Annotated in this window: 6 protein-coding genes; 4 read left to right on the forward strand and 2 right to left on the reverse strand. The window is 69.4% G+C overall.

Annotation, left to right across the window (positions count from 1 at the left end; genetic code table 11):
- Nucleotides 1-488: protoglobin domain-containing protein (locus tag DMC18_RS18040; protein WP_233248210.1), on the reverse strand; the 488-nt coding region annotated here is incomplete at its 3' end.
- 170 nt (nucleotides 489-658) lie between these two features.
- The gene (locus DMC18_RS18045) at nucleotides 659-2,119 is read right to left on the reverse strand and encodes a glucan biosynthesis protein G (RefSeq protein WP_233245318.1); all 1,461 of its coding nucleotides are present in this window, start codon (nucleotides 2,117-2,119) and stop codon (nucleotides 659-661) included.
- A gap of 284 nt (nucleotides 2,120-2,403) precedes the next feature.
- On the opposite strand from DMC18_RS18045, the gene DMC18_RS18050 reads away from it, so the two are divergent.
- From DMC18_RS18050 to DMC18_RS18065, 4 genes are read left to right on the forward strand one after another with little or no spacing between them, the layout of a single operon-like run.
- Entirely contained in the window at nucleotides 2,404-3,519 is a 1,116-nt protein-coding gene (locus DMC18_RS18050) for an ABC transporter permease (RefSeq protein ID WP_110121205.1), read from the forward strand.
- Nucleotides 3,516-4,331, forward strand: coding sequence for an ABC transporter ATP-binding protein (locus tag DMC18_RS18055; RefSeq protein ID WP_110121204.1), 816 nt, complete (start codon nucleotides 3,516-3,518; stop codon nucleotides 4,329-4,331). The genes DMC18_RS18050 and DMC18_RS18055 overlap by 4 nt, the downstream gene beginning before the upstream one ends.
- Nucleotides 4,331-5,269, forward strand: a complete 939-nt coding sequence (locus tag DMC18_RS18060; protein WP_110121203.1) for an MlaD family protein — start codon at nucleotides 4,331-4,333, stop codon at nucleotides 5,267-5,269. Before DMC18_RS18055 ends, DMC18_RS18060 begins: the two co-directional genes overlap by 1 nt.
- Entirely contained in the window at nucleotides 5,266-5,913 is a 648-nt protein-coding gene (locus DMC18_RS18065; protein ID WP_233245317.1) for an ABC-type transport auxiliary lipoprotein family protein, read from the forward strand. The genes DMC18_RS18060 and DMC18_RS18065 overlap by 4 nt, the downstream gene beginning before the upstream one ends.
- Nucleotides 5,914-6,040: the final 127 nt, after the last annotated feature.

Here is a 6,040-nt window from a genome sequence, read left to right on the forward strand (position 1 = left end):
TCCAGATAGGTCGAGATGGCCAGGTCCATGTCGAGCATGACGGCCTTGTTCAGGGCCACCAGGCCGTCGGCCAGCTCGGCGTCGTTCTTGGCGCTGGCGAACAGGCCCTTGGCGCGCTTTTCGACCATGGCGCGGATCAGCTTCTCGGCCACCAGGGCGTAGCCGCCGATGTACCAGCGCGGCTCCAGGCCGATGACGGCGTGGGCCTTGCCGATGCGGGCGACGTCCTGCTGGTAGTCGGCGCCGTATTCGGCGGTCGCCAGGCGGCGCCAGTGCGAGGACTGACGGGTCTGGGCGCTGCCGATGTGCGCCTCGTTGGAGAACATCTTGCGGGTCTCGGGGAAGGCCCGGACCTGGCTGTAGAAGGCGTCGAGCGCCCCGTTGATCTCGGCGTCGATCAGCGGCTTGGCCGCGCGCAGGGCCGCGCGGTCCTTGTGGTCGAAGCGCATGAAGCTCATGCGCTGGTCGAGCTGGTTCTGCGCGCTCATGCCGTCACCCCGAGTCACTGAAAATCCTGGTCAGGAGAGCCGTGACGGCAATTCATTAACCAAGATTGAAACCCGGGCCGACCATCGGCAATTGACCGCCTGTCGAGCCGTTAAAGCTTGCGCGGGGTGTGGCGGAAGGTCGCTTTTCCGGCCAGTTCTCGGGCCGGCGCTCACGCCATCCAGAGGTAGCGCCAGGTCTCCGAGATCGGGGTGTCGCCGCGCACCAGCCGCAGGCTGAGCTCGGCCTGGCTGGCCGTCGGCTTCAGGCCGAAGGCGGCCCGCACCGTGGCCTCGCGCGGATAGGGGGTGATGTTGCTCCAGGTGGTCTGGCCGCCCTTGGCCTCGATCTGCAGCTTCACCCCGTCCAGCCCGTCGGCCAGCATCGGCCCGGAAAGGTCGATGGTGAACATCCGCAGGCCCGCCTGGGCGTCGGCCCCGGTGCGGGTGCGCACCACCCTGGCCTCGCCGTCGCCCCGCCGCTCGCCGCCCCAGTGCAGGCGGTAGGAGAGATCGACGCGCGAGCCGGCCTCCCACGGGGCGTCCGGCCGCCAGAAGACGGCGATGTTGTCGTCGCTCTCCTTGCGGGTGGCGAGCTCCGCCAGCACCACCGCGCCCTTGCCCCAGGCGCCGAGCGGTTCGACCCACAGGCTGGGGCGCAGGTCGTAGCGGGCCTCCAGATCCCCGTAGTCCTCAAGCCGCCGGGCGCGCTGCACGAGGCCGAAGCCCTTGGGGTTTTCGTCCTGGAAGTACGACAGGCGGTGGGCGGTCGGATTGGTCAGCGGCCGCCAGATCTGCTCGCCGGTCCCGGTCAGCATGGCCAAGCCGTCGCTGTCGTGCACGGCGGTGCGGAAGTCGTCGCCGCGCGGCCCGTCCGACACGTTGAACAGGAACATGCTGCTCTGGGCGGCCACGCCCATCTTGGTCATCCGCACGCGCGGGAAGATCGTGGCGGTGACGTCGAACACCACCGACTGGCCCGGCCGGATCAGGAAACTGTAGGCGCCCGTGCAGCTGGGGCTGTCCATCAGGGCGTGGACGGTGACGGTCTCGGCGTCGTCGGCCGGCCGCTCCAGCCAGAAGCGCTCGAAGCTGGGGAACTCCTCGTTGGGCTCGCCGGCGCCGATGGCGAGGCCCCGCGAGGACAGGCCGTAGAACTGGTCGCGGCCCAGGCTGCGGAAATAGCTCGCGCCCTGGAAGACGGCGATCTCGTCCAGCTTGTCGGCCCGGTTCAGCGGCCACAGCAGGCGCAGGCCCGAGAAGCCGCCTATGGCCTTGGCCGCGCCGGCGTGCTCGCCGGGCACGTCGAACATCTCCGGGTCGAACGGCACCGGCCGCGCCACCCCGTCCTCGACCTCATGGATCGGGAAGACGCGCGGATAGAGATAGGCCGGCGGGAAGAACTCTGCGCGGAACGGCGGCTGGCGATCGGCCCACAGGGCGTGCTCGGCCCGGAAGCGGATGCGGAAATAGTCGTCGTAGGACAGGCCGGCCAGGCCCTTGCTCCCGCCCGTGGCCGGGGCGCGGTAGGGCTTTTTGGTCAGGGCCTGGGCCATGTCGCGCAGGATGTCCGGCGAGAACGGCTCGCCGGCCGATCCCGTGTCGGTTTGCGCTGCGGCAAGACGGGGGAGCATGGCGACCAGAGCTCCGAGAGACAACGCGCCGAGCGCGCCGCGACGGCTAAACGTACCGAATTCCATGCGGCCCCTTCTATGCCGCGCGCCGCTTCGGCGCTACGAACCGTACAGCGAATTAACGCGGTTTGACGGCGCCATTGCGGCGGCGCCGCATAAACCCGCAAGACCGATCATCCGGGCCGCGCCACGATTACGACGCAACAAGCTGCGCCTTGACGCGTTTGAGCCGGCGGCGCAGTCCCTGTTAGGCTGAGTCAGCAACCTAGGGATCAGCGCGGTATATGGGCGTACGGGCGGAATTCACCCTGGAAGACAAGGACGACGGCAAGTCGGTCGTCCTGTCCGGGGACTGGACGGCGCGCGGCATGGCCGACGCGGGCCTGCGCCTCGCCGAGGCGATGAAGGGTTCGGACCAGTTCCACCTCGACCTGACCGGCATGAGCCGCTGCGACACGGCCGGGGCCTACGCCATCATCCGCGCCGCCGACGGCCGCCTGACGGCCGGCAACATCAAGGCCCGCAAGCAGACCCTGCGCCTGCTGGAACTGGTCGGCGACGCCATCCAGGTCGAGTGCCCGCCCGACAACCGCCTGCACGGCTTCGTCGCCCTGCTCGACCGCATCGGCCGCGGCCTGTTCGACCTGCTGCACGACGGCTACGGCACGCTGGTGTTCCTGGGCCACCTGCTGACCGCCCTGGGCCGCTGCGTCGTCAATCCGCGCAAGATCCGCTGGGCCCCGATCGTGGCCCTGTCCGAGCGCGCGGGCCTGGACGCCATGCCGATCGTGGCCACCACCACCTTCTTCATCGGCGCGGTCGTCGCCCTGCTGGGCGCCAACCTCCTGACCGACTTCGGCGCCCAGGTGTTCAGCGTCGAGCTGATCGGCGTGTCGGTGCTGCGCGAGTTCAACATCCTGATCACCGCCATCCTCCTGGCCGGCCGCTCGGCCTCCAGCTTCGCGGCCGAGATCGGCTCGATGAAGATGAACCAGGAGATCGACGCCATGCAGGTGATCGGCGTCGATCCCTACGAGGCCCTGGTCCTGCCCCGCTTCGCGGCCCTGCTGCTGACCATCCCGCTCTTGACCTTCGTGGCCACGCTCGCCGGTATGGCCGGCGGCATCGTCGTGGTCTGGGTGGTGCTCGACCTCTCGCCCAGCTTCTTCCTGCAGCGGATGACCGACTATGTCGGCGCCACCCACTTCTGGATCGGCATGTCCAAGGCCCCGGTCATGGCCATGGTCATCGCCGCCATCGGCTGCCGCCAGGGCATGGAGGTCGGCAACGACGTCGAGTCGCTGGGCCGCCGGGTCACCGCCGCCGTGGTCCACGCCATCTTCGCCATCATCCTGATCGATGCGGTCTTCGCCCTGCTCTACATGGAGCTCGACATATGACCGCCGCCCCTTCCGTCGCGGCCAAGCCCGAGGAAGCCGCCCCGCCGATCCAGGTCGACGGCCTGGTCTCGCGCTTCGGCGACAACACCGTGCACGACAACCTCGACCTCACCGTCGAGCGCGGCGAGGTGCTGGGCGTGGTCGGCGGCTCGGGCACCGGCAAGTCGGTGCTGCTCAACAGCATCATCGGCCTGAAGGTCCCCGACGGCGGCGTCATCCGCCTGTTCGGCGAGGACATGCAGGAGGCCTCGCGCCGCAAATGGACGGCGCTGGAGCGCCGCTGGGGCGTGCTGTTCCAGCAGGGCGCGCTGTTCTCGAACCTGACCGTGCGCGAGAACGTCGCCGCTCCGCTGTTCGAGCACACCCGCCTGCCCAAGAGCGAGATCCTCGAACTGGCCGACCTGAAGATCGCCCTGACCGGCCTGCCCGCCCGCGCCGGCTCGCTGAAACCGGCCGAGCTGTCGGGCGGCATGCGCAAGCGCGCGGGCCTCGCCCGGGCCCTGGCGCTCGATCCCGAACTGCTGTTCCTCGACGAGCCCACCGCCGGCCTCGACCCAATCGGGGCGGCGGCCTTCGACGAGCTGATCAAGGACCTGTCCGACAGCCTCGACCTGACCGTCTTCATGATCACCCACGACCTCGACAGCCTCTACGCCATCACCGACCGCGTCGCCGTCCTGGCCGACAAGCAGGTGATCGCCCAGGCCCCCGTCGAGGAGCTGGAACACTCCGACCACCCCTGGATTCAGGAATACTTCCTCGGCCCGCGCGGACGCGCGGCCGGGAAAGGCGCTACGGCGAGGAGCCGCTGATGGAAAGAAACGCCAACTACGCCCTCGTCGGCGCGGCCTGCCTGATCCTGTTCATGGGTCTGGTGGTGTTCGTGGTCTGGCTGGCCAAGCTGCAGTTCAACAAGGACTACGACCTCTACGACGTGCTGTTCGTCGGGGCGGTGCGCGGCCTGTCGGAAGGCGGCGAGGTGCACTTCAACGGCATCAAGGTCGGCGAGGTCACCAAGATCGAGCTCGACAAGGCCGATCCCAACCGCGTCATCGCCCACACCCGCCTGACCTCCGACGTGCCGGTGCGCGTCGACAGCTACGCCACGCTGGAGCCGCAGGGCATCACCGGCGTCAACTACATCCAGCTGACCGCCGGCACCTCGACCAAGCCTCTCTTGAAGGAAACGGTCAAGAAGGGCGACATCCCGATCATCCGCAGCCAGCGCAGCGCCCTCTCCGACCTGCTGGAAGGCGGCGGCACGGTGCTGACCCGCACGATCGAGGCCCTGGACCGCGTCAACCGCGTGCTCTCCGACCGCAACATCAAGACCTTCAGCGCCAGCCTGTCCGACGTCCAGTCGGTCACCGCCGAACTGCGTGAGCGCAAGGAAATCATCGCCGACGCCCAGAAGGCGCTGCAGAGCATCGACACGACGGCCCAGGAGATCGCCAACCTGTCGCGCTCGACCCAGGGCGTGGTCGACGGCGACGGCCGCAAGGCGATCAAGGACCTCGGCGCGGCGGCCGACGAGATCAAGGCGGCCGCCAAGGACGTGCGGACCATGGTCAGCAACCTGGAAGGCCCGACCAGCGACTTCGCCTCCACCGGCCTGCCGCAGCTGTCCTCGGCCATCGTCACCCTGCAGTCGGCCGCCGAGTCGCTCGACCGCCTGGTCGGCGAGGTGGAGCAGAACCCGCGCGGCCTGGTGGGCAAGGCCCCGGCCAAGGAAGTGGAGATCAAGCCGTGAGCGCATTCCGGATCAAGACCCTGGTCGCCGGCGCGGCGGCCCTCGGCCTGGCGCTCAGCCTCTCGGCCTGCATCAGCGTGTTCCCCAAGGCCAAGCCGTCCGGCATGTACCGCTTCGGAACCACGCCCCCGGCGGCGGCCAAGGGCCCGCCCGGCGCGATGTTCGGCGTGCTCAAGGCCCCCACGGTCTTCACCCGCCCCTCGGCCGGCGACCGCATCCTGACCACCAGTCCCGGCGGCGAGGCGGCCTATGTCGCCGACGCCCGCTGGATCGCCCCGGCCAGCGTGCAGTTCGACGAGGCGATCGCCCGGGCCTTCGACGCCGATCCCGGCCGCGCCCGCCTGATCGGCCGCGGCGAAGTGGCCAAGGCCCAGATGGTGGTCAGGCTCGAGGTCCGCGCCTTCGAGGCCGCCTATGTGAACGGCCCCAAGGCCCCGCCCGAAATCGTCGTCCAGGTGCGCGGCGTCATCAACCGCACCGGCGACCGCGCCCTGGTCGGCGACCAGCTGTTCGAAGCCAGGGTGAAAGCCGCCGACAACCGCGTCGGCGCCATCGTCGCCGCCTTCGACCAGGCCAACGCGAAAGTCATCGGCGACATCGTCGGCTGGATCAACGCCGCGGGTGCGGGGCTGCCGAGCGAGTAGGTCTGGAGAGAGAACTCCCGGCCAGCCACCCCTCCTCCGTAAAATCCCCGCGAAAGCGCAGCCGCCTGACCCCTCTCCCCTTGCGGGAGAGGGTGGCCTGCGAAGCAGGTCGGGTGAGGGGTCTCTC

The sequence above is a fragment of the Caulobacter sp. D5 genome, from assembly GCF_003185805.1.
Classification (GTDB): domain Bacteria; phylum Pseudomonadota; class Alphaproteobacteria; order Caulobacterales; family Caulobacteraceae; genus Caulobacter.

Bases quoted from the DNA above. Each gene is read 5' to 3' on its own strand.
- DMC18_RS18045 (WP_233245318.1), bottom strand. From the start codon at position 2,119: ATGCTCCCCCGTCTTGCCGCAGCGCAAACCGACACGGGATCGGCCGGC.
- DMC18_RS18050 (WP_110121205.1), top strand. From the start codon at position 2,404: ATGGGCGTACGGGCGGAATTCACCCTGGAAGACAAGGACGACGGCAAG.
- DMC18_RS18055 (WP_110121204.1), top strand. From the start codon at position 3,516: ATGACCGCCGCCCCTTCCGTCGCGGCCAAGCCCGAGGAAGCCGCCCCG.
- DMC18_RS18060 (WP_110121203.1), top strand. From the start codon at position 4,331: ATGGAAAGAAACGCCAACTACGCCCTCGTCGGCGCGGCCTGCCTGATC.